This window comes from Paenibacillus aestuarii (assembly GCF_027789125.1).
Classification (GTDB): Bacteria; Bacillota; Bacilli; order Paenibacillales; family NBRC-103111; genus Paenibacillus_E; species Paenibacillus_E aestuarii.
The window spans coordinates 84,415-104,705 of record NZ_JAQFVF010000009.1 but is presented as its reverse complement, the minus strand read 5'-3'; the positions used below and the strand labels follow the sequence as shown (position 1 = coordinate 104,705).

19 protein-coding genes are annotated in these 20,291 nt (G+C 52.7%); 8 read left to right on the top strand and 11 right to left on the bottom strand.

The features are described from left to right. Nucleotide 1 precedes the first annotated feature (1 nt). Nucleotides 2–163: a hypothetical protein gene (locus O9139_RS02425; RefSeq protein ID WP_270877858.1), complete on the top strand. Its 162-nt coding sequence runs from the start codon at nucleotides 2–4 to the stop codon at nucleotides 161–163. Nucleotides 164–238: 75 nt separating this feature from the next. Here the strand turns inward: O9139_RS02425 and O9139_RS02420 are convergent, their stop codons facing one another. After that, nucleotides 239–751: an acyl-CoA thioesterase gene (locus O9139_RS02420; protein WP_270877857.1), complete on the bottom strand. Its 513-nt coding sequence runs from the start codon at nucleotides 749–751 to the stop codon at nucleotides 239–241. Between the two features lie 226 nt (nucleotides 752–977). Here O9139_RS02420 and O9139_RS02415 point away from each other — a divergent pair, with 226 nt between their 5' ends. The 6 genes from O9139_RS02415 to O9139_RS02390 all read left to right on the top strand — a co-directional run bounded on the left by O9139_RS02415 (nucleotide 978) and on the right by O9139_RS02390 (nucleotide 7,985). Then, entirely contained in the window at nucleotides 978–3,296 is a 2,319-nt protein-coding gene (locus tag O9139_RS02415; RefSeq protein WP_270877856.1) for a helix-turn-helix domain-containing protein, read from the top strand. Then, the gene (locus O9139_RS02410) at nucleotides 3,283–3,450 is read left to right on the top strand and encodes a hypothetical protein (protein ID WP_270877855.1); all 168 of its coding nucleotides are present in this window, start codon (nucleotides 3,283–3,285) and stop codon (nucleotides 3,448–3,450) included. Before O9139_RS02415 ends, O9139_RS02410 begins: the two co-directional genes overlap by 14 nt. Nucleotides 3,451–3,455: 5 nt before the next feature. Further along, on the top strand, nucleotides 3,456–4,370 hold the full coding sequence (locus tag O9139_RS02405; protein WP_270877854.1) for an ABC transporter permease: 915 nt from the start codon (nucleotides 3,456–3,458) through the stop codon (nucleotides 4,368–4,370). 1 nt (nucleotide 4,371) lies between these two features. Continuing rightward, on the top strand, nucleotides 4,372–5,271 hold the full coding sequence (locus O9139_RS02400; protein ID WP_270877853.1) for a carbohydrate ABC transporter permease: 900 nt from the start codon (nucleotides 4,372–4,374) through the stop codon (nucleotides 5,269–5,271). 65 nt (nucleotides 5,272–5,336) lie between these two features. Then, nucleotides 5,337–6,893 carry an extracellular solute-binding protein gene (locus tag O9139_RS02395; RefSeq protein WP_270877852.1) on the top strand — a complete coding sequence of 519 codons (1,557 nt, stop codon included), beginning with the start codon at nucleotides 5,337–5,339 and terminating at the stop codon, nucleotides 6,891–6,893. 15 nt (nucleotides 6,894–6,908) lie between these two features. After that, on the top strand, nucleotides 6,909–7,985 hold the full coding sequence (locus O9139_RS02390; protein WP_270877851.1) for a glycoside hydrolase family 130 protein: 1,077 nt from the start codon (nucleotides 6,909–6,911) through the stop codon (nucleotides 7,983–7,985). A 68-nt stretch (nucleotides 7,986–8,053) separates the two neighbouring features. Here O9139_RS02390 and O9139_RS02385 read toward each other — a convergent pair whose 3' ends face one another. Further along, nucleotides 8,054–9,787, bottom strand: coding sequence for a methyl-accepting chemotaxis protein (locus O9139_RS02385; RefSeq protein ID WP_270877850.1), 1,734 nt, complete (start codon nucleotides 9,785–9,787; stop codon nucleotides 8,054–8,056). A 292-nt stretch (nucleotides 9,788–10,079) separates the two neighbouring features. Between O9139_RS02385 and O9139_RS02380 the strand changes: the two genes are divergently transcribed. Beyond that, nucleotides 10,080–11,153: a branched-chain amino acid aminotransferase gene (locus O9139_RS02380; protein WP_270877849.1), complete on the top strand. Its 1,074-nt coding sequence runs from the start codon at nucleotides 10,080–10,082 to the stop codon at nucleotides 11,151–11,153. A 123-nt stretch (nucleotides 11,154–11,276) separates the two neighbouring features. Here O9139_RS02380 and O9139_RS02375 read toward each other — a convergent pair whose 3' ends face one another. Genes O9139_RS02375 through O9139_RS02335 form a run of 9 tightly spaced genes read right to left on the bottom strand, consistent with a single transcriptional unit; the run spans nucleotide 11,277 to nucleotide 20,135 of the window. Beyond that, nucleotides 11,277–11,441 carry a hypothetical protein gene (locus O9139_RS02375; RefSeq protein WP_270877848.1) on the bottom strand — a complete coding sequence of 55 codons (165 nt, stop codon included), beginning with the start codon at nucleotides 11,439–11,441 and terminating at the stop codon, nucleotides 11,277–11,279. A 48-nt stretch (nucleotides 11,442–11,489) separates the two neighbouring features. Continuing rightward, on the bottom strand, nucleotides 11,490–12,926 hold the full coding sequence (locus O9139_RS02370; RefSeq protein WP_270877847.1) for a sulfatase-like hydrolase/transferase: 1,437 nt from the start codon (nucleotides 12,924–12,926) through the stop codon (nucleotides 11,490–11,492). A gap of 5 nt (nucleotides 12,927–12,931) precedes the next feature. Continuing rightward, nucleotides 12,932–14,335 (bottom strand): sulfatase, encoded by a 1,404-nt coding sequence (locus tag O9139_RS02365; RefSeq protein WP_270877846.1) that lies wholly within the window; start codon nucleotides 14,333–14,335, stop codon nucleotides 12,932–12,934. Next, nucleotides 14,332–14,883 carry an adenylyl-sulfate kinase gene (gene cysC, locus O9139_RS02360; RefSeq protein WP_270877845.1) on the bottom strand — a complete coding sequence of 184 codons (552 nt, stop codon included), beginning with the start codon at nucleotides 14,881–14,883 and terminating at the stop codon, nucleotides 14,332–14,334. The genes O9139_RS02365 and cysC overlap by 4 nt, the downstream gene beginning before the upstream one ends. Nucleotides 14,884–14,910: 27 nt before the next feature. Then, entirely contained in the window at nucleotides 14,911–15,924 is a 1,014-nt protein-coding gene (locus O9139_RS02355; RefSeq protein WP_270877844.1) for a Gfo/Idh/MocA family protein, read from the bottom strand. A 20-nt stretch (nucleotides 15,925–15,944) separates the two neighbouring features. After that, entirely contained in the window at nucleotides 15,945–17,381 is a 1,437-nt protein-coding gene (locus O9139_RS02350; protein ID WP_270877843.1) for a sulfatase family protein, read from the bottom strand. Between the two features lie 13 nt (nucleotides 17,382–17,394). Then, nucleotides 17,395–18,198 carry a sugar phosphate isomerase/epimerase family protein gene (locus tag O9139_RS02345; RefSeq protein ID WP_270877842.1) on the bottom strand — a complete coding sequence of 268 codons (804 nt, stop codon included), beginning with the start codon at nucleotides 18,196–18,198 and terminating at the stop codon, nucleotides 17,395–17,397. An 18-nt stretch (nucleotides 18,199–18,216) separates the two neighbouring features. Further along, entirely contained in the window at nucleotides 18,217–19,206 is a 990-nt protein-coding gene (locus O9139_RS02340; protein ID WP_270877841.1) for a Gfo/Idh/MocA family protein, read from the bottom strand. After that, complete coding sequence (locus O9139_RS02335; RefSeq protein WP_270877840.1) at nucleotides 19,203–20,135, bottom strand: AraC family transcriptional regulator; 933 nt, start codon at nucleotides 20,133–20,135, stop codon at nucleotides 19,203–19,205. Before O9139_RS02335 ends, O9139_RS02340 begins: the two co-directional genes overlap by 4 nt. Nucleotides 20,136–20,291 lie beyond the last annotated feature (156 nt).

Below are 20,291 nucleotides of genomic sequence, written 5' to 3'. Positions count from 1 at the left end.
TATGACAAAAATTATTGTTGTCCTCGCAGGGCTCTATTTAACCTATTACACGTTCGTTTACGCCAAAATGACATGGACCACTGGCAAAAAAACCGCAGGAGCTTTAATTGGCCTGCTAGCGGCCTGTTTTCCTCCTTTATCGTTCATTTTGTACATGAAATGAATGCCGGGGTTCATGATAAAAAAAGAGCTAAGCACTAGCAAGCTGCTTAGCTCTTTGGCTCTTTGGAAAATGCGGTTACTCCCATGGATATGTCGTCACCAAATAATCGGCAAACTTCTTGCTTTCCTCGCGCCTTGTTTTGCGCATCTCCGCACGGAGACTTGCCGTCTCGTACAGCTTGCGCTCCTCCTCGGTTTCCGGCACGATCCGCGGAACTGGAATGGGCTTATTGCTTTCATCCATGCCCACAAAAGTTAAAAACGACGTCGCAGCAATATCCCGCTTTCCAAAGCGCAAATTTTCCGTGATCACCTTCACGAACACCTCCATCGAGGTTTTTCCCGTCCAGGTGACGAACGATTCCAAAGAGACGCAATCCGTCGGCCGGATCGGCTTTAAGAAATCGACGGAGTCCGTAGATGCCGTAACTGCGGTAACCCGGCACAGCTTGGACGCGGAGATCGAAGCAATGTCATCGATCAGTGACATCAGCTTGCCGCCGAACATCGTCTCGTGGTTGTTGACATCCAGCGGAAACACCCTTGATATTTTGAAACATCTCGTCTCCCTCACAAATTTCTGCTCCAAGTGGATTCCTCCTCGCATCGGTCTTTATGCTTAGAATGCCCTCAGGAAACAAGATTCACTATGAATATCTTTGCAAAAAGTGACGCCCACCGCCGATGCATAAACATCCGGCACATTTCGAATCTTAAGTGTAGTTGCCCAAGGCTTGTCCAAAAAAGGAAATTCAGACAGCGCCGCCGAATTATCCGTTACTTCCACTTTTGTTTCGGATCGGAGGAATCGGCACGTGACGTTCTTGAACCGGATTCGCCAATATCGGGTCTATCGCAGATTGGTCATTTCTTTTTTCCTCCTCATTGTGCTCTCTATCGCGATCGTAAGCACAATCCTCTACACGTTATTTTCATCCAGAGCAGTTAAAGAAATTGATAAATCCTCGCAGCAAATGCTGTCACATGTCAGCTTTACAGCCAATGTCGTGTACAAGCAGATTCAGGATGTCGTCAGCCAACTGCTCATCGATAATCATGTAAACGCATACTTATATGCGGATCAAGTCGATAAAGTACAAAATTTGCAAGCGTACATTGTCATCTCCAAAGTGCAAAGCGTCTACCCGTTCATCGCCAACATCAGCCTTTACAATTTTACGAACGGCGAGTACATCGACACGTTAGGGCTGGAGCGAGACCCGGATGTCGCTGCGAAAGCGCAAAAACAGCAGCAAAAGCAGTTTTTTGGCTTTTACCAGCGCAAAGTGCAGAAGAATGATGATGAGAACAGCAACAAACAATTGCGGTTGCTAACCTTTCGCATCGTGCCGGAATGGCTGCCTGTCAAAAACACTCCCAGGTCAGCGCTTGTTCTGGATCTGAATGAATCGTATATCCGCGATACGATCAACAGCATCAACACCCCGATCCAGAACGCCGATACGTTCGTGATGGATGCAGCCGGGAAGGTGATCTCCCATTCCGATCCCCAATATTTCATGGCGGATTTCTCGGGAAAGAGCTATGTGGCCTCCATTTTGAAAAGATCAGACAATCAAGGCAGCTTCGCCGAAACGATGGATCACCAGAAATATATGGTGACATATGTAAAATCGTCGACATTGGATTGGTTTTTTGTCACCGTGCGGCCTTATAGCGAGTTACTGTCCGATATCTATACGCTGCGCACCTGGACATTGGTGATTGCCCTGCTGCTGATGGTGCTGGGTACCGTTATCGCCCTCCTACTGACCGGAACCATGTATAATCCCATCCGCTCGTTATTGGACCGTGTGTTGGAATCCCGAGGAACGGAGCTCAACAAAGGCTCCCTGCTCAACAGTGATGAATACACACTGCTCTCGAACGCTTTCAAAACGACGATGGAGTCTGCCGAACGGCTGGAGCTGAATTTGCAGCGCTCCAACCAGGTGCTGAAAAGCAGCTCGATGCTGTCTTTATTACAAGGCATCAACAAAGCAGCGCTGGCGCAAATTGAGCAGGAATGGGCTCACCATCTCAAAGGCCCTTTCTTCTCCGTTATCGTGATGAAAGTCGATGGCTTGCAGCGGTTTAAACAAGCATTTTCCACGTTTGACAGGGAATTGATCGCCTATGCCATCGGGAATATTGCCCAGGAAATACTCAGTAAGCACATCGAAACGGATGTCACGGTCACGGAAGATGAGATCGTGCTAATCGTCCAATCCGCCAATCCGGATCGCAATGACCATCTCTTTTTATCCCTAACGGAAATTCAAGATGCGGTGCATGCTTATTATAAAATCACGGTCTCGGCCAGCATCGGCGACTGGTGCGATTCCATCGATCGCTTAAGCAATGCCTACCGCTCTGCGCAGGAGTACATCTGCCATCGCCTATTCCTGGGTACGAATTGCATCGTCGATGCCAACCGCGTGATGGATGACCGCGACACGGATAAACGCTACCCGGCGCTAGCGGAGAGAAAGCTGCTGGAAGCGGTAAAAATGCACCATGCCGCCTCGATTCAAGCAGAAATCCGCCATTGGATCGACTATGTATCCGGCTGCACGTATATGCAGGCCATTCAATATACGAATTTTTTGATTCTGGCGATGGCCCGGGAATTCGAGCATGTGACCGAAGGCTGGGGCATCGATGTGCAGCTCTTTTATATCGGGCTGAACGAGATCCAGCAAGCTGAGACGTTAACGGATATGGAGGAGCTGCTTACCGGGCTTTGCCGTAACATCGTCAACGCATTAGAAGAAACGCGGCACAATGTCTCAATGTTGAAAAATGAAAAGGTCATCGATGAAGTCAAACACTTCATCCAGCAGCATTATCATAATCCCGATCTGTCGTTGGACTCGGTTGCGCATCAAGTCGGCCTATCTGCCGGATATTTGGGCAAGCTGTTCAAGAGCTATGGGAAAACGACGTTTAACGATTATGTAACGCTCCTGCGCATCGAAGAGGCCAAGCGGCTGCTGGGCACAACGGACGGGTCTGTGGCGGAGATCGGAGCAGGGGTCGGCATTCCCGGGGCGTCCTATTTTTCCACCGTGTTTAAGAAGCATGTCGGCATGTCTCCTTCCCAATACCGGGAAAACTTCCATGAATCCAGATGACGGTGTGGCCTCTCAGAGGTCCATCGTCTTTTTATTTCGCGCCATCACTTTCGAAAATCAGCCATCACCCGAATTTGCAACCGAAATTGGAATCTTAAAATTTACATGCACGGCTGCCGCCATTTATGCTGAAAACAACAAACAGGAGGTGTGAGCAAATTGCCGAACGTCATCCGTGAACTGTTAAAAAATCGTTTTTCTTATTTGTTAGCGCTTCCAGCTGTGCTTTACGTGTTCATCTTCTCCTATGCGACATACCCGTATCTGGTCATTGCCTTCCAACAGTTTAATTATCAAAAAGGCATCCTCCACAGCAATTGGATCGGCTTTCGCAACTTTGAGTTCTTTTTCAAATCCAGTGACGCCTGGCTGGTCATGTCCAACACGATCAAACTGAATCTCTTGTTTCTATTCTTTGGCACGATTGCCGCCATCGGACTCGCCGTCTTGTTCAATGAAATCCGCCAGCGGATTTTTATTAAGTTCGCCCAGTCCACCATGATTTTCCCCAGCTTCCTCTCCTGGATCATTGTCAGCTATTTGATGTATATGCTGTTCAAAACGGACGCCGGCTTGATGAACCATGTCATCGAAGCGTTCGGCGGCGAATCGCAGAACTGGTACTCCAAACCGGAAGCGTGGCCTTGGCTGCTTACCGCCATGAAGATTTGGAAAGAAGCCGGCATGGGCTCGATCATTTATTTGGCCGCCATCACCGGCATCGATCAAGCATTGTACGAATCCGCAGATATCGACGGCGCCTCCCGCTGGCGCAAAATAAGGAGCATAACGCTTCCGCTGCTGGCGCCTACCGCTGCTATTTTGACATTGTTGAACTTGGGCAAAATTTTTTATGGCGACTTCGGCATGATCTATGCCATCATCGGCGACAACGGCGTCTTGTACCCGACGACTGACGTCATCGACACCTATGTGTTCCGTGCCCTGCGGCAGATCGGCGACCCTTCGAATGCCGCTGCCATCGGCCTTTTTCAATCTGTCGTCGGCTTCATTCTCGTCTATCTGGTCAATTGGCTCACGCGAAGATTTTATAAGGAAGGGGCGCTGTATTAAGATGTCTGGACATCACGATTCGTCTTACGCTCCACGCAGCACGTTCAATCTCGCCAGCTTCGGTATTTATGTCGTTATCGCGCTATTCGCTTTGATCTGCCTATTCCCCATGCTCCTGACGGTCATCGTCTCGCTCTCCAGCGAAGACAGCATCACCAAGCACGGCTACAGTTTATTTCCCGACCGTTTATCGCTAGATGCGTACCGGCTCGTCTTCGCCCAAGGACACGTGCTTGCGCAAGCGTACTTCGTCTCCGTATTCGTTACGATTATCGGCACCGTGCTCGCCGTCGTCATTACAGGCATGGCCGCCTACACGCTGGCCAACAAAAATGTGAAGTATCGCAATGGACTGGCGCTCTACTTTTTCATTACGATGCTGTTCAGCGCCGGGCTTGTTCCATGGTACATCATGTGTACGAAGCTGGGGCTGAAAGATAATATTTGGGCGCTCATTATCCCGATCCAGTTGTTTAACCCTTTTAACATGTTCCTCGTGCGAAATTTTATGGATAGCTTGCCCAATGAGCTGCGCGAATCCGCTTATATGGACGGGGCCAACGATATGCGCATCGCGTTCCAAATTTATTTGCCTTTATGCGTGCCTGTTCTCGCTTCGATCTGCTTGTTCTATGCCATTAGTTACTGGAACGATTGGTTTAATGCGATTATGCTCGTCTCCAATAAAAATCTGTACCCGGTTCAATATCTGCTGCTGCAAATCAAATCGAATATTGATGCTTTGAAAATGATTCCGAGCGGCGCACTGAATGCGACCGTTCCTGCTGAAACGACAAAAATGGCGACCGTGGTGCTGACAATCGGGCCGATTGTGCTGCTTTATCCATTTTTACAGCGCTACTTTGTCAAAGGGTTAATCATCGGATCCGTCAAAGGTTGATCTTGATATGGGCCTCCGTTAGGGGTTTATATAAAAAATAACAAACGTTAAGGGAGAGGGTTCGATTGAAGAAAAGCTTGAGTATTCTTTCCACACTGTTATTGGTCTGCGTATTGGCCGGTTGTACGAGTAACAGCGGTGAACCTGCTGCAAGTTCCACCAAGCCTGATTCCACAAGCACTGCGGACAAAGGCAGCACCGTCTCCTCGGATAAACCGGTTACGATTAAGTACGTCATTCCAGGCACCGAACCGAAAAGCTGGCAGGAAGTGAAAGCAGCCGTGAATAAAAAGCTGCTGGCTGACGGGGTCAACGTGCAAATTGAGGAACAATATATCGATTGGTCCGCCTGGGATCAGAAGCTGAATTTAATGCTGTCCACGGGCGAAGACCTGGATATGTTCCATGTTATGAACGATGTAGTCTCGCTTTCCAACTATATCGCCCGGGGCGCTGTGAAAGACATCTCCGCAGAGCTTAATCAATACGGACCGAACATTAAAAAGGTGATCTCCACCGATATCTTCAATGCGGTAACCAAAGACGGCAAAACCTATGGGATTCCTTCGAACTGGATGGAGCCGGCTACGGTCGACGTGTTTACATCCAATGATTTCCTTTTCAAAAAGTACGGCATCAATCCGCTCGTGAAAACACCGCAAGAAATGCTCGATGCGATGGAGAAATTGTATAACGCTGCGCCGGCGCCGAAGCCGCAATATCCGTTCACGCTGAGCCATATTTCTTCGACGGGTGAAGATTTCTTGCACCGCACCTTCGACTCTTATCCGTTCGACGTTCGCGATGGCATCGCCATGATTACGAAAGACGGTAAAGCGAAGAACTGGATCGAGAGCGATGAATTCAAACAGGAAAGCGCCTTTTTCCGACAAGCCTATCAAAAGAAGCTGATTAACCCTGACGTCTTGACGCTGAAGCAAGATCAGGTGCAAAAATCGGTCAATGAAGCGAACTGGGGCTTCACGATGGGCACCATTTCGGCAACACAAACCCAGTTGGATCAATATTTGAACGGGGCTAAGCTAGAAGACTTTACTTTGCAAGAATTTAATCCTGACAAAGGTCACTATCGCTTCACGAATGCGAAAAACTTGAACGTCGTCGCAGCCAACAGCAAACACCCGGATGCCGCAGTGAAATTCATGAACTGGCTGTACGCCAACCAAGAAAACTACGACCTCTTCATCTATGGCATCGAAGGCAAAACGTATAACAAAGCCGGCGACAAAGGGATGACGCCTGTGCTGGATGCGGATACCAAAGCTTCGCTCGTTCCGAATGCCGACTGGATGATCGGCAACTTGAACTTCATCCGCGTCGGCGATATTGTCAAAGCGACCCGCAAGCTGTACGAAGTTCAGCCTGATGCCAAAAACTTCATCTCTTCCGGCTTCTTCTTCGACGCTTCGCCGGTGAAGACGGAGATGGGCAACGTCAAAGCGGTCATCACATCCGATGTGGCTCCGATCTATTCCGGGGTTGCCGACTATGACAAAAATATTAAGCAAGCTCAGGATAAATTGAAAGCAGCCGGTGTCGATAAAGTCATTGCCGAGTATCAAAAGCAATTGGATGCTTATCTCGCCACGGCGAAGCAATAAAGGAGTGCGGCGCGCATGACCATGACCAAAGATACCCAGAGCATCAGTTGGCAGTTAGGGCCTTTTATCAAAGCGGATGCATGTAATCCATGCCTGGAACCGGATATCCAAAACCGCTTCGTCTGTCCAATTACCGGCAGCGATGTCCGCTGGGAGGAGAAAGACGTGTTCAACCCCGCGGCGGTTGTTCGCCAGGGCAGCGTCCACCTCCTCTACCGGGCCGAGGATACGGTCGGCCGCCATGCCGGGACGTCCCGGATCGGTCTGGCCAGCAGCGCGGATGGGCGGCATTTCGCGAAGCGGCCCGAGCCGGTGCTCTCCCCCGCTCCAGATGTGTTCCAGCATCTGGAATGGGAAGGCGGCTGTGAGGACCCGCGAATTGCCCAGGATGAAGCCGGCATCTATTACCTCACGTACACCGCCTATGACGGCGACAAAGCGAGGCTGTGTGTGGCCTCAAGCCCGGATTTGCTGACCTGGACGAAACACGGCACAGCTTTCGGCGCTGCCTTGAACGGCAAATACAGCGATATTTGGTGCAAATCAGGCTCCATCGTGACACGCCGGGAGGGCGAACGGTTTATTGCCACGAAGATTAATGGCAAATACTGGATGTATTGGGGCGAGTCACATATTTATGCGGCGACATCCGACGATTTGATTCGTTGGGAACCTATAGAAACGAACGATTTTCGCGACTATTCCGAGGAGCCGATTCTGGCTCCGGTGCTGCGGAGGCGGCTGCACCGGTTTGACAGTACGCTGGTTGAGCCGGGGCCGCAAGCGGTTATCACAAAGCATGGCATCCTGCTCATTTACAACGGCCGCAACGATGAGGTGCATGGCGATCCCGCCTATGCCGCTGGGGCGTACTGCGCCGGGCAGGCGCTATTCGACCTCGCGGACCCGACGGTCGTCATTGCCCGGTCGTCAGCCCCTTTCCTTGTGCCAGACAAAGATTACGAAACTAGCGGGCAAGTGAACCATGTCTGCTTTGTCGAAGGCTTGGTCTACCACAACGAAGAGTGGCTGCTGTATTACGGGACAGCGGATTCGAAGATTGCCGTCGCTGTCTGTCAAGATGCTGGTTAGCACAAAAGCCCTAACGGAAGTTCGCTTCCGTTAGGGCTTTCTCTTTGTGGTCGCCCCAGCCGTTAAACTTAGAACTTGAACTTGCCAACCGCTGCGTTCAATTCTTCCGCAATGACATTCAAGCTGCTGGCCGAATCCGTAATTCCATGCTGCGAGGACAGCTGCTGCTCTGCTGTTTCCGCTACGTGCTGAGCGTAGTGATACGAATTTTGCGCATGGGCGTTGGTCTCCACCACCGAAGCGGCCACTTCCTCGGACGTCGCCGCCATTTGCTGCGCACCGGCCGCCACCTCTTGAATGCACTCCGCCACTTTTCCCGTCGCTTCAAAAATCCGCTGGAACGACGTCTCAGCTGTGTGCACCATGACTTTGGCTTCGCCCACGGCCTGCAAGCAGTCTTCCATCGTTTGCACGGCAGTTCCGGTATTGCCGAGCATGAGCGCAATCATCTCCGTAATGCGGCTCGCGAATTGCGCCGATTGCTCGGAAAGCTTGCGCACTTCACCGGCGACAACGTGGAAGCCTTTGCCCGCTTCGCCGGCGCGCGCCGCTTCAATCGCCGCGTTCAGGGCGAGCAGATTCGTTTGCTTGGCGATGCCGCCGATCATGCCGATCATATCGCCAATTTCCTGCGATTGGCTTTCCAGCAGTTGAATCACCTCATGCGCCCGGTGCACGATATCTGCCATGCCCGCCATGCTGGACATCAGCATTTGCAAATCTTGCTCCCCCTGTTTTGCTTCCCGGAAAGCTTCCATCGAAATATCCGCCACTTCGGACGATGTCTCCGCAATCCGCTGCACGCCAGTCGCCATTTCCGTCATCGCCGTTGATGTATCCGAGTAGCTCATCACTTGGCTCTCTGCCCCGACGGCAACCTTATGCATGACTTCCACCACCTGATTGGATGCCAGTGAGCTGAGCTCGGAATGCGCGAGCAGCGATTGCGAGGAATCGGCCACCTGCGCAGACGCTTCGCGAATTTGCTGTAAAATCTGCCTAACATTCGTCTTCATACTGTTCAAGGAAGCAACCAGCTCGCCGATTTCATCCCGGTTTTTAACCTTCATGTCAGTTTCATGCAGATTCCCCAGCGATACCTCCTGTAACGATCTGGAAACCATCCGCACAGGCTTGGAGATGATATATGTAATCCAGGTAGCCAGCATAATGCCAAGCAATACAGCTGCTGCCAGCACATAGATCATGTTCATTTGTCCGCGATGATAAATGTCTGCGCTGCTCGCTGAGGCCGCACCAGCCCCCTCATGCTCCAATTGGACGAGAACATCGAGATATTTTTGCAAGTTCCCAAATGTTTTACCCGCATCGCCGATGAGCGCCTGCACCTCAGTCCCCCAGTTGCCCGAAGCTTTGTTGGCTGGAGTTTCTTTGCTGAGCGCGACGAATCGCTCATGAAACTTTTTATAAGCCTCCCATTGCGATTGGAAGGCATCAAAATTCCGCTTCTCCTGCTCATCGCCTAGCGATCCCGCGAATTGTTTCACCTGCTCGTCCACTTTGTATATCCCTGCAAGCGCTTGAGTCGCTGTTGTCTGCAGCTGACTTGGATCGCTCAAAATCAAAAGCTGCATATCCAACGATTGCACATTTTCCGTTAAATAGCTAAGCGAATTGATCGCTTCAACACCAGGCATCCAAGTTTGGCTGATCTCGTCGCTTTTGCTCTGGATCCGTTGCATGTTGGTCAAGCTCATCCATCCGACAGCTCCGGTTAGCATCAAAATAATTGTAAAACTAACAAATAGCTTTCTTCCTACCGTCATTTTTGGCAATCGCATAGACAGACTTCCTCTCTCTTCCTTATGTCTCCTAAATTTATCGACAAAATCTGATAAGATGAGTTTAAAACAGATTCGTAAAGTGTGTATAAAATGTATGTGCAAATTGTGTGTTTTTGTATACATATCCAAAATGGACGCATCTTTTTGTACAAAAAAACCACTGCGAGCTGCGCCTAGTCTTTTACCCGCTTCTGTTGTAGAATAATGTAAGAATCATTAACGGTGGACCCCGTCTCATGTCGAGGCGGCTTGTTTCATAGAGAGAGACTTTTGAAGGAGATGACATTCCGTGACTAACAACCTAGAAATCACATTAAGCACATCGAAGAAAACAAAGCCACAACCCGATCAGCTTGGATTCGGCAAATATTTTACAGATCACATGTTCATCATGGATTATGCAACAGAACAAGGGTGGCACTCCCCGCGCATCGTGCCATATCAGCCGATCACTTTGGATCCTGCCGCGAAAGTGTTCCATTACGGACAGACGGTTTTTGAAGGCCTGAAGGCGTACCGTACTTCCGACAACCGCATTTTGTTGTTTAGACCTGGCAAAAATTTTGAGCGCCTGAATCATTCCAACAACCGTCTAAGCATTCCGCCGATCGACGAGAACTTCCTGTTGGATGCCCTGAAAAAGTTGGTGGAGGTCGATCAGGATTGGATCCCGTCCGCGGAGGGCACGTCTTTATATATCCGACCGTTTATTATCTCGACAGAAGCCGCGCTGGGCGTAGCTCCATCGCATAATTACCAGTTCATGATCATCCTGTCTCCTGTTGGCTCCTATTATGCCGAAGGCATTCACCCGGTGAAGATCAATGTCGAGAACCATTTCGTGCGTGCAGTACCTGGAGGTACGGGTGCAGCCAAGACAGCCGGCAACTATGCCGCTGGACTCAAAGCGCAGGAAGTCGCTAGCGATAGAGGCTATTCGCAAGTGCTGTGGCTAGACGGCGTGGAACGCAAATATATCGAAGAAGTCGGCAGCATGAACGTCTTCTTCAAAATCAACGGGGAAGTCGTGACCCCTGTGTTGAACGGCAGTATCCTCGACGGTATCACCAGAAACTCGGTCATTACGCTGCTCAAGCACTGGGGTGTGCCGGTTGTTGAGCGGAAGCTTGCGATCGACGAGCTGTATAACAGCTATGTCAACGGCACGCTGGAGGAAGCGTTCGGAACCGGTACTGCTGCCGTTATCTCCCCGATTGGTGAGCTGTTCTGGGATACGCACCAGATGAAGATCAATCAGGGACAGACGGGCGAGCTGTCCAAGCGGGTTTATGACACGCTCACCGGCATTCAAAATGGAACTGTCGCCGATCCGTTTGGTTGGGTCGTGGAAGTGAAATCCTAGGGAATAAAAAAGGTCAACCCGTTGGAACGGGTTGACCTTTTTCTGTAATTCACCTTCCGGTTTGAGCGAGCCTATCGTGCAAAAGCGGCAGGATATTCGGGGCCCTATCAGCAGCCGCAGCATTCAATTATCTTGCAATTTTGGCAGAATTACCGCCCAATAACGGCAATTTTGCGCAAAAACAAAAATATCCTGCGCAATTTGCAGGATAACCTCGCCTAGTCTCTCTGCGAGCAGGCCGATGCAGCAGCCAAAGCAGCCGACGCCGCAAGCTGCAAGCCGCACCACAGCGGCCGCTTCCTTCGCCAGCTTCGTTCAAGCACCGTACCGCTGGCATCAGTTTTTATGCCCGCCAAGCAGCTGCCGCTGCATCCACTCGTTGCGGACCATAGGATCTCCGTCTTTTAACAATGCAGCGTATAGTCGCTTGCGCAGCTGCTGCACCAGCTCATGCCGGGCAGGATCACCGATCCGGTTGTGCAGCTCGTGTGGATCATCCTCCAAGTCGTACAACTCATCGACGTCGGTCAAATTCCACACATACTTCCAGCTTTTGGTCCGAATCATGCGCTGCGTATACAACCCGAATTGCTGGCCATTGTAACTCGCTATCACTTCTTCTCTCGAGTTCGCCAAGGCCGGCGCCAAAGCTGCCCCCTGCCCCGTCATCCACGGCAGCATCGACCTCCCGTGCAGCGCATGCTGGCCCGGCGCGGCAATCCCGCATACCTCCATAATCGTCGGCGGCAAATCCAACAAATTATAGACCAGCTCGTCAGTCCGCTGTCCGGCTGGAATTACACCCGGCATCCGCATGATGAGCGGAACTTTCACGACGTCCTCGTACATCACATAGTGCTTATCCATCATCCGGTGTCCACCGCACATATCGCCATGATCCGAGGTGAAAATAACCCACGTCTCCTCCCGCAGGCCAAGCTGATCCAGCCGCTGGAGAAGCCTGCCGACCGCATCGTCAAGCTGGCTGATGACGGCGTAATAGCGGGCAACGATCGGCGCCCAATCTTCCCAGCCGAACGTCTCGATCCCCCAATTGCGAAGCTGCTGCGATTGAATATAGGGCTTACCTTGCAGCGAATCGGTAAAGCTCTCCCATTCTTTCGCATCTGCAGGCGCATATTGGTCCGCAAAAGGCTGCGCCGGCCGACATGGCAGATGCGGCTCGTTGAAGTTAACCCGAAGATGCCATGGCTGCCCCTGCCCCGTCGCGGACAATCGCTCCAGGAGCTGCTCCGCCTGCATGGCAGTGAAATGGGTTAACGTATGCGCCAGCGGCAGCGGGTCCGGCTCACCGAAGTATCCGTTGGTGTACGCCACTTCCGGATAATCCGCTGCCACCATTTTACGATGCAAAGCCGCACTGTCTATGTAATGATCATACCCGTAGGAGACAGGTGTGTACTCCGGGTGTACATCCCATTTGCCGATATAACCGCATTGGTAGCCTTGCTCTTGAAGCGATCTTGCCCACGAGTAAGCCGACGGCTCCAGTGCTCCGACCTTCAGCCCCATGTTGTAATTCCATAAGCCGCCGAACACCTCCGGCCGCTGCCCGCATCCCAAAGACTGCCGAGCCGGCGCGCACACAGGAAAATGCGTATAAGCCGCATCGAACCCTACCCCTTCGGCAGCCAAGCGATCCAGATGCGGGGTATGCACCGGCGCAATCCCCGCATAACCGAGACAGTCATACCGCAGCTGATCGGCCATAATCAGCAAAATATGCGGACGCGCCGCTTCCCGCTGCCCCACGCCCACTACCTCCCCGCTCCATCACGGTGCTTCAGAACCGCCTCATCAAAAATTTCCCGCTGCGGATACTTCACCCATGCATCCCAGCTCAAACCGTACTGCTGCAATATCTGCTGAATCCGATTGCGAAACGGCAAGCCGACCTCCAGCTGTGCCCGCATCGGATCGGGCCGGCCTGCAAGCTGCTGCTCCACCCAGCCGGCGAGCTGTCGCTCGAATCGGTCAGCGTGCTCAACAAGCTGGTCGGCCAGATTCACATTCTCCTCCGCATCCGCACGGAGATCGAACAGCTCGCGCATCGGACGGATATAAGGACCCGAGTCCAGCGTCTGAATAAACTTATAATCGCGCGTCACGACGCCACGCGAAGCCTGCCAGGCACATTCACTTAAATAGATGGCCTCCTGCGTCCCTTCCTGCGCACCGTCGATGACAGGCCAGAGGCTCTTGCCATCGATTCGCTCCGTAGGATTCAAAGACAACCCAGCAGCCTCCAGCACAGTCGGCATCAAGTCCACATGTTGGACAAGTCCACTGATCCGCTTGCCCGGCGCGATCCGCTTCGGCCATCTTATAATGACCGGGACGCGCACCGTCGTTTCGTAAAGCCCGCAATGGTCCCAATAAATGCCATGCTCCGTCAAGCTTTCACCGTGATCCCCGAACAGGACCAGCAGCGTGTCCTCGTACAGCCCTTCTTGAATGAGCAGCTGATCCAGCTCGCGAAGACGATCGTCCAGATAACGGACTTCCGCGTCATAAAGCGCATCGATATAGTCGGAATCCGTTACCGGACCCAAATGCTCATAGTGATGATGCTTAAAAAACGGGTAAGCCGGATGGTTGTAAGCCCCGTCCATGCTGCGATTGGCAGGGTCGTACGGATCACGCCCTTGCTCGTAGAACGGAGCCACGTATTCCTTCGGGGGCAAATAAGGCGTATGCGCATCCCAATAATGCAAAAATAGAAAAAATGGCTCCTGCTTATGTTCACGAATCCACGGAAAAGCCAGGGCATTCACGGTACTCCCGTCGATATGCCGCTGTCCGCCGACCGAATTGATGTAATAGCGGTATCCCCGTGCAAACCATTCTTTCAACTGATATAGATTATCGACGGCCGCGGTCGTAAAACCTTCCCTGCGCAGCAGCTCGGGCAGCCAGCTCCCGCCTTTAGGCAGATGGGTTAGCGACGAGCCGTGTGAAACGATGCCGGTATGGATGCCCAGCTTTCCCGTGAAAATCCCCGTATGCGCAGCCTCCGTAGGGATGTCGGCGGCATAAGCCCGCTCGAACAGCACACCTTGCGAAGCGATGCGGTCGATATAAGGCGATGTCGGCTTGGCATAGCCGTAGCATCCCAGGCGAGAAGCTCGTAACGTATCGAGGGAGACGAAAACAATATTCACACCGATTCCCTCCATTTTTGCCCGCTTCCGCTTCGTGCCAAATAGCTCAGAATCAGCTCCACATTGTTCTCCAAGCTTTCCAGCTCCGTCCGCACCGTCAGGTCTGGCGCTTCCGGCAGTTCGTAGGGATCGCTGATCCCTGTAAAATTCGCCAGCTTCGTCTCGCGCGCTTTGGCATACAAGCCTTTCACATCTCTGCGCTCACACTCCGTCAGCGGACAGTCGACGAATACTTCCACGTACCCAGGCAGTTCGCTGCGCGCATAATCGCGCATCTCCTGGTACGGCGTAATCGCCGACACCAGCACCGTAACGCCATTGCGTGACAAAAGCTTGCTTACGTACACCATGCGCCGGATATTATCCATCCGGTCTTCCCTGCTAAAGCCAAGGCCTTTGGAAATCGTGGCGCGCAGCTCGTCGCCGTCCAGCAGCTCGACCTGCCGGCCTGCTGCTTGCAGACGCTTCAACAACGCTCGCGCGGTCGTTGTCTTCCCTGCTCCGGATAAGCCCGTAAACCAGATGACAGGGCTGTTTAATGGATTCATGCTGCGCTTCCTCCTATCGCTTCGCCGTTAAGACGCTCCAGTCAACTCAATCACCTTGCCGCCGTTCTCCTGCGATTGAATCGCAGCTTCAATCAGCGACTGCACGGCCAGGCCGTCCGCGCCGGAAGCTTCAATCTGCTCAGGCGGCACTTCAGCCTGCACTTGCCGGATGAACGTATCCAACCGAGAGCGGAACGTGCCGTCAAACCCCGCAAAGCCGCCCAATACAGGGTTGCGGTAAACGCTAAGTTCTTCCTGGCCATGCCGGTATAGAGTCAGCGCTTCATATACATTATCCAAAAGAAAACGTCCCCGCTGTCCGGCTACTTCGCAGGATTCAATCGGATGCTTATTGTCCATATCATAGCTCCCCATGAGATGACCGACCGCACCGGAAGCGAATTCGAGATTGATCGAAGCGGTGGACCACACCGATCTGCCTGGAGCTTTGGTCATAAACGCTTGAACCCGCTTCACATCGCCTGCAAAATACCGCAGCACATCAAAGGAGTGCGGATGCAGCGCCCGCATATGGAGCCAAGGGCTTGATTCCTTGGGGTTACCGATCGTCAGTTTCATGTTGACAAAAAGCAGAGTGCCCAGCTCCCCGGCATCGATCCATTGCTTGGCTTTCAGCGCCATGGGGGTGAACCGATGGTTCAGGTTGCACCCCAAGCGCACGCCTTGCTCCTTGGCAAAGCTCACCATTTCTCTCGCTTCACCCAGGTCGTTGGAGAGCGGCTTTTCCACCAAAACGCTCTTGCCGGCGGAGATGGCCGCCATGGCCGGCGCATAATGATGCGAGCCATTCTCGACCCCGCCCGTCGCGACACTGACGATATCGATGTCTTCCTGTTCCAGCATGCTGGACACATCGTAGTAAGCCTTCGCACCGAACATCCGGGCGGCTTGGTCCGTCAGCTCGCGGTTCAGGTCACAGACGGCGACTAGCTCAGCTTCCGGATGCTCCTTATAGGAGCGGCAATGAATGCGTCCGATATTGTTAAGGCCGACGACCGCAATCTTTTGCTTTTTTGGCATGGCGCCATCTCCCCCAATCATTATACTTCCTTGGCAGCCGCAGTCGCAGCTTTCGCTTCAGCCGCTTCCTTCGCTTCCTTGGCTTGCAGCTTCCGTGCCGAGGACGGCGATTTAATATGCATGGAATCGTACGCTTGCTGGGAAGAAGTGAACGCCCCCACACCGAGACCGTGCCAGTTCAGATTCGTATAGATCGGATTCGTCCGGCTTGTCGCCTGCTCCCTGGCATGAATATGCGCTTCCATGCGGGCGGCCAGCAGCTTCACGATCTCCGGCTCCTGCTCGGCGACGTTAGTTTGCTCATCCGGGTCCTGAACCAGATTATAGAGCTCTACCGTCGGTTTATAATGAAGATCCGGCTCCAACGCAACGATCAGCTTCCATTCTGGCGTCCGCCAGCCGTGTTTGCGCATCCATGTGCATTCCGTGATATACATTTCGCTCTCTGTGACATGCTGCTCATTGCGCACCAGCGGCATTAAGCTGCGTCCGTCGTAGGCAATGCCTGTCTCGATGCCCAGCAGCTCCATAATGGTCGGCATGACATCCTTAATTTGCGTAGCGCTGCTCACGCGTTTGCCTGCCGGAAGCTTGCCCGGATACCGCAGGATAAGGGGGATGCGCAGGTTCGATTCGTACAGACCGTGATGATCGTAATAACATTCGTACTCATTTAGAGTCTCACCATGGTCCGCCGTGACGACGACCAACGTTTCCTCTTCAAGTCCAAGTTCGGCCAATTGGGTAAAAAGTGCCTGAATCGACGCATCCATATAAGCAATGGCGCCGTCATACTGCGCGTCAATGTAGGCGCTGTCTGTGCAGCCTTCCGGGAACCACGATTTGAAGTAGTCGACGAAAGGTTTAAATTCATACAGGGCATCGAGGGAATGATTGTCCGGATCTTTCTCATCCCCGCCATAGAAGATGCGCTCGAACGGCTTCGGCGGCAAATAAGGCGAATGCGGGTCCATATGCCGCAAAAATAAGAAGAAAGGCTTGTCGTCCGCAGCCAGCCGCTTCAGCTCGGGAAGGGTGACGGCGTTGAGGTTCTCCGCCTTTGGACAGCGGCCTGTTTCATCCGCCAGCCATGCTTCATAATCTAAATACGACTGGAAGCCTCTGGCGGAAGGATTGCCCGTGAAACCGACGCATGTCGTATTGTAGCCTTGCTCGCCAAGCACTTCGGCCAGCGTTTGCACATGAGCGCCGAGTGGTCCGCCATGGCGCAGCGCGACGACGTCTGTGCCGAAGCAGTCCATCCCTGTCAGCATGGAAGCATAACAAGGCGTTGTCGGAATGCTGGGGGAGAAGTGCTGCTCGAACAGCACTCCCTCTTGGCTGAAGCGGTCAAGGTGCGGCGTTGTCAGGCGGTGATAGCCATAACTGCTCATGTGGTCTCTGCGAAGGCTGTCGATACCGAGCAGCAGCAGGTTCGGTCGTTTATTTTGAGTCATCGCGCAGGCTCCTTTATACAGTGGATTTTAACGATTGAAACACCGCGTTCAGATAGCCTCTGCTCTCGGCAGCCACGGTGGCGAGCTGCGCTAAAGAGTGGCCGTTCGCGCCGATGACTTCCAGATTGACCGGACCGTCATAGCCGCTTTCCACTAACACTTTGCAATAGTCAATCAAGTTAATATCGCCTCGGCCGCAAGCTTGCGCCTCGATCGGTCCCGGTCCCGCCTGACGTCCTTTGCAGTCGCGGATATGGATGTGCTTGACCCGGCTGACCACCTGGGCCAGCGCAATTTCCGGATCTTCGTTCGCACGGTAAATATGGCTGGGGTCCATATCAATCCCGAACGAAGGCGAATCAATACGCTCCATCGCCTGTAAGGTTGTCGGCGTATTATAAACCGACTGCCCGACATGCGCTTTTACGCACAGGGTGACGCCATGCTCGCCAGCCAATTGGGACAGCCGGGACAGCTTGTCAATGGAGGTCGCCAAGTCTTCCTCGACATTGGACTTCCCGCCTGGGCCTACGTTGACAATCGGAATCCCCAGCTCACGCGCAGCTTGGAAGGCCAGCTTCAGCCGCTCTTCATCCAAAGACGCAACCTCCATCGCAAGCAGCTTCAAGCCCAGCTCCTCCGTAATTTGCTTGATGCCGGCAGCTTGCTCGCTCCAGCGGTCCAGCTCCAGATGCTCGCACATCCCTTTTATCGCTGCAATTTCTATCCCGTCATAACCGCAAAGCTGAATATGTTTGGCTGCAGTGGCAAAATCGTACTCCTTGAACAACACGGAGTTGATACCTAATTGAACCATATGATTGGCCTCCTCGGATTAAAGTTCGACAATACTGGATGTTTCGAACGAACGAATGGCACCTTCAATAATTTTTTGCGCTCTTAGCGCATCCTCGCCGGAGCCGTTGATTTTGTCATAAGGCGTTCCAGCAGAGAGCTGCTCGATCCAGTCGCTGATCCGGCTTTTGAACGTTTCAGGGAAAGCTTTCATCCCGCCTAAATAGCTGTAGCTTTCTGTCTCAATCCCCTGGCGCGGATAGAACGTCAGCTGCTCGCAGGCATCTTCCAGCACGAAGCGGCCCTTGGAGCCGACCAGTTCGCAAAGCTCCAGCCCATAGCTGGCTCCCGCATCATAGCTGCCCACCAAATTGCCGATGGCCCCGTTCTCGAACTCCATGATGATTTGCGTGTTGGACCAGATTTGCCGGCCTTCTCCTTTCATCATAAAAGCCCCGATCCGCTTCACATCGCCGCAGAAATAACGAATTACGTCAAAGGAGTGCGGATGCAAAGCGCGCAAATGGAACCATGGCGAAGTCTCCACCGGATTGTTTATCCACATCCGCATATTGATCATATGCAGCTTGCCCAAGCGGCCTTCATCCACCCATTGCTTCGCCCGCTCCGCTGCCGGGGTGAAGCGATGGTTCAAATTCACGCCATAAGGCAGCCGCTTCTCCCGGGCAAGCGCTACCATTTGTTCGCCCTCTTCGATACGGTTCGAAATCGGCTTCTCGCCGAGAACCGGAATGCCTGCGCGCAGCAGCTCCATCGTCGGCGCGAAGTGCTCGCCGCCGTTCTCTTCACCCTTCGTGGCAACACTGACAGCTTCCAGCGCAATACCGCTGGCCAGCATCTCCTGCACACTGTAAAACGCCCGGCAGCCGAACTTCTCGGCGGCCTTATCCGCTTTTTCCTTTACAATGTCGCATACGGCCACGAGCTCTGCTTTGGGATGATCTTTATACACACCGGCATGAATGGAACCGATATTGCCTACTCCGACAACCGCTACTTTCAGCGTCATGATATAACCTCCGTTTGTGATTGAATTTGCAAGGATGATTCCCTGTACTGTCCTGGGGAGCAGCCTACTTTACGGCGAAACAACTGGGAGAAAAAGGAAGGATCCTCATACCCAACCCGATTGGCAATGTCGATCACTTTATCGTCGCCGTCCAATAAATATTGCTTGGCGCGCTCAATGCGGATTTGATGAATCCGCTCTGTGACCGTCTGCCCAGTCTCCTGTTTGAAAATCCGGTTTAACTGTCGGCTGCTGATGTTAAAGAACGTGCACAAGTCCGGCACGGCCAGCTTCTGGTCAAAATGCCGCTCCAAAAATCCGTTGATCCGGCGGATCAGCACCGTGCGCTCTTTCACAGCAGGCTTGTAAGCAAGACTCGCGCCTTCGGCATAAAACCTTGACAGCATGATCAGCAATTGCAGCAGCTGCAGACGAATAATCGTCGTGTACCCCGGCCTCCGCTGCTCCCACTCCACCATCATCGCCTTGAGCAGCGCGTACACCTCTTCGGCTTTTCCGCCGGCCAAGTTCAAGCGATGATGGAAGCGCTCGCTTGCGTCCAGGAACGGATACACGTAGAAGTAGTCCATCGAGCGGCACACGCCCAGCTCCCTCAACATCACTTCACTGATCAGCTCCGGCATGAACAGGCAGTTGATGATTTCGATCCGTTCCCCCGGCTTCGTCTGGTAGGCATGCACTTCGCCAGGGTTAATGATAAACACGTCGCCGGCGCGGATTGTATAGCCTTGACCTTCGAACAGATGCTCCGCCTGACCGTCTACCAGAAACACAAGCTCAACGAAATCGTGAGAATGCTCCGTAGTCCGATGATCTCTGTCGTGGACGTAGGTACCGATGCTGAAAGGACAATTGCTGTCCTGCATGAACTGTGATTTGCGCAGCTGACTTACCATCGTTTGCCACACGCCCCTCTCTACTGCTCGTCATTCGCTGTCATCGTGAACATCACCGGCGCTTCTTGTTCCGCTTTCATCTTAATCATAAAAGCGTCCGGGATAGCTTGCATTGCCGATTGCGACATCATCATAGGCGATTGCGCCATCGCAAGGTTGGATTCGGCC